Origin of the sequence: Limnobacter sp. (assembly GCF_964228395.1) — a bacterium.
Lineage (GTDB): Bacteria > Pseudomonadota > Gammaproteobacteria > Burkholderiales > Burkholderiaceae_B > Limnobacter.
The window spans coordinates 1-2,890 of sequence record NZ_CAXQZX010000104.1 but is presented as its reverse complement, the minus strand read 5'-3'; the positions used below and the strand labels follow the sequence as shown (position 1 = coordinate 2,890).

3 protein-coding genes are annotated in these 2,890 nt (G+C 54.1%); all 3 read left to right on the top strand.

Annotation, left to right across the window (positions count from 1 at the left end; translation table 11 throughout):
- Positions 1 to 204: 204 nt before the first annotated feature.
- Positions 205 to 1,128 (top strand): sterol desaturase family protein, encoded by a 924-nt coding sequence (locus ACEQU8_RS08690; protein WP_370262979.1) that lies wholly within the window; start codon positions 205 to 207, stop codon positions 1,126 to 1,128.
- A 64-nt stretch (positions 1,129 to 1,192) separates the two neighbouring features.
- Positions 1,193 to 2,434, top strand: coding sequence for a DUF2863 family protein (locus tag ACEQU8_RS08685; RefSeq protein ID WP_370262978.1), 1,242 nt, complete (start codon positions 1,193 to 1,195; stop codon positions 2,432 to 2,434).
- Positions 2,435 to 2,459: 25 nt separating this feature from the next.
- Positions 2,460 to 2,890, top strand: a 431-nt coding sequence (locus ACEQU8_RS08680) for an aconitase family protein (RefSeq protein WP_370262976.1), incomplete at its 3' end; no start/stop codon positions are given.

The window sequence follows — 2,890 nt, the reverse complement described above, 5'->3', positions numbered from 1 at the left end:
TGCTTCAAGGAGCAAGCGAATCAAACCGACAGGCTGCGCGCAGCACTCCACAGACCCACTCCCAGGCCCAGCGACCTGTGCCAACCAGGCCAAAAGCGCAGCGCCAACCCTGGCGCGATTTCACAAAAAAAAGGCTGCTCTTCACAATACAACTTGCCCACTGCCCATCACAATAACAAGGTCAAACCTCTGCCCGGAGCAACCATGGAATCGCTGATTGACCAAGCCATGCCACTGTTTAACCTCATGTTTGGACCAAATCCTGACTGGAAGCAGGTGTTTTTAACCTTGCTCACCCCTGTGTTTCTTGGCGCAACCTTGCTGGAGTACCTCTACCTCAAGCGCGTGGGAAAATCGTTCTTCTTCAAAAAGAATGAAGTGATCACCAACATGCTGCTCGGTGGCAGCTACCAAGCCATGGAGTTGGTTTGGTTTGCGCTGTTTGTATCCACTTTCATGGAGTGGATCTACAGTTTCCGAATCGCGACCATTGACGTGACCCCGTTGAACTTCCTGGGTCTTTTTCTTGGAATCGAGTTTTGTTATTACTGGTTCCACCGCGCCAGCCATCGCATTCGCTGGTTCTGGTGCGCGCATGTGGTGCATCACAGTGGTGAAAACATGACCACCACAACAGCCATGCGTCAAAGCTTGTTTTACGCGGTCAACCTACATCAAATTTTTTGGGCACCCATGCTCATCATCGGTTTCCCGGTTTGGGCTGTGCTGCTGGCTTACGGGGTGAACCTGGGTTACCAATACTTTGTGCACACGCAGGCTGTGCACAAGCTACCTGTATGGTTCGAATGGTTGTTCAACACACCCAGCCATCACCGGGTGCATCACGGGCGCAACGCTGAATACATCGACAAAAATTACGGCGGTGTGTTGATCATCTGGGACCGAATATTTGGCACCTTCGAACCGGAAGCGGCGGCTGTGGACTATGGCATTGTGCGCCAACCAAAAACCAGCAACATTTGGACCTTAAACACCCACGAGTGGAAAGACATGTTTGGCGATGCGCTGAAGCCCGGCCCGGTGTGGCAAAGGCTTAAACACATTTGGGCACCGCCCGAATGGGTACGACCCGGCTTGACCGATCAGTCCAATCTTCGGGGCAAATGAAAAACCCGGGGCGAGGGTCGCGGCAACTCGTACTACAATGGGGAGGACCTCACAAGGACTACCCATGCGCAGAAAACCACTCAACACCGCATCAAGATCAAAACTGTCCAAATACGCCAAGCCTCTGGCGAATTTGGCGATTTTATTGGCCGATTCCGGTAGCCGGCTCGAGCGGCGCTTCTGGAAGAAAAAGCTGTTTGCAGCCCTGGCCCCCATGTTGGAGGGCCGCAGCGACACCACCTTAATGCAAACCCTGGACCACCTGTACGCCCACCACTACCGGGCCTACGACGAGTTGGCATTTGCCATCGAAAACACGGTGGAATCCCCACAAATCAGTGAGTCTGAAGACATCCTGTTGCTGGCTGCGCCCGTGTTGGCCTGGTCCACTTACAACATACCGTCAGGCAAGATCGAAGAAGCCACGGTTGCCGAATTCACCGCCCTGCTGCAGAAAAACATTTTGTCGGACCATGCACATTTGGTGCTCACCAACATGCTGTTTAGCCCCGACCAACTGCCAGAAAGCTACACCGCAGCAGCCGAGTTGGCGCGCCAATTGGGCCAGGCCGCGGTAGACCGTAACCTGGTTCGCATTGACACCGACAACCTGCCGGCCACCCAGAGCTTTTTAAGCGATGTGCGCTATCTGATTGGCGCCATCGCTGTGCCAGTGGGCATGCCTGCTTTCAAGTGGCAGGTTGAAAGCCATGCCAATGGCACCCTGCTGAGCAAAGAGGAAGTATTGGCCAACTGGCGCCTCACCGGCGGTCAGGCTTTGCAAAAAATCATGCCAGGCTGTTTGCTTGAACTGCTGTTACCGAATGGTTTGTACAACGCCTGCCGCGAGGCAGAAAAAGAAGCACGCGCATATTCCGTGCGTGCATCCGCTGCCTTCCTTGAAAGCGCTTTGGATGTGCCCACCCAGAAAATACGCGCCAGTGTGGGTGCCTTTGTTGAACGCGGCGAAATTGAAGAGTATCGAATCGGATTCTCGCTCGAGGGCAGCAACGACATCGTACACGGCGTGGTGTGGCCCCTCATCGGCGAGGAGTACGGCAACGAACCGGACCCGGTTTACGAAAAAGACATTGAAAGTGAGCCAGACAACCCCGTGATTCGCTCCAAAATTGAAGCCCTGCTCAAAGAGGTGGGCATTCGCCATATTCACGTTCTGGAAGAACGCTTTCCATTGGAGTACTGTGAAGACTGCGGATCGCCGCTGTACCCCAACGCAGAGGGCGAACTGATGCATGCGGAATTGCCCGAGGATTCTGAACTGCCCAGCAGCATGCATTTGCACTAATTTCAAACCAAGGGAGAAACACACCATGTCAACCCTGAATTCTCAATGCCTTGACACTTTCACCACAGCCAAAGGGCGCAAAGGGCAGTTTTACAGCCTGCCCAAATTGGCTAAACACGGCTTTGCCCAACTGGAGCGCCTACCGGTTTCAATCCGAATCGTGCTGGAATCGGTGTTGCGCAACTGCGATGGCAAAAAAGTGACCGAGGAACACATTCGCCAATTGGCAGGGTGGCAGCCCAAGGCCAAACGGGTTGACGAGATTCCTTTTATTGTGGCCCGTGTGGTGCTACAAGACTTTACGGGCGTGCCACTGCTGGCAGATCTCGCGGCCATGCGCAATGTGGCGCAAACCATGGGGCAAGACCCCAAAAAAATTGAGCCGCTGGTCCCGGTCGATCTGGTGGTTGATCACTCGGTGATGATCGATCACTACGGTACGGCCGATGCACTGAA

Excerpts from the sequence above, each read along its gene's own strand:
- ACEQU8_RS08690 (WP_370262979.1), top strand. The coding sequence starts at position 205 with ATGGAATCGCTGATTGACCAAGCCATGCCACTGTTTAACCTCATGTTT.
- ACEQU8_RS08685 (WP_370262978.1), top strand. The coding sequence starts at position 1,193 with ATGCGCAGAAAACCACTCAACACCGCATCAAGATCAAAACTGTCCAAA.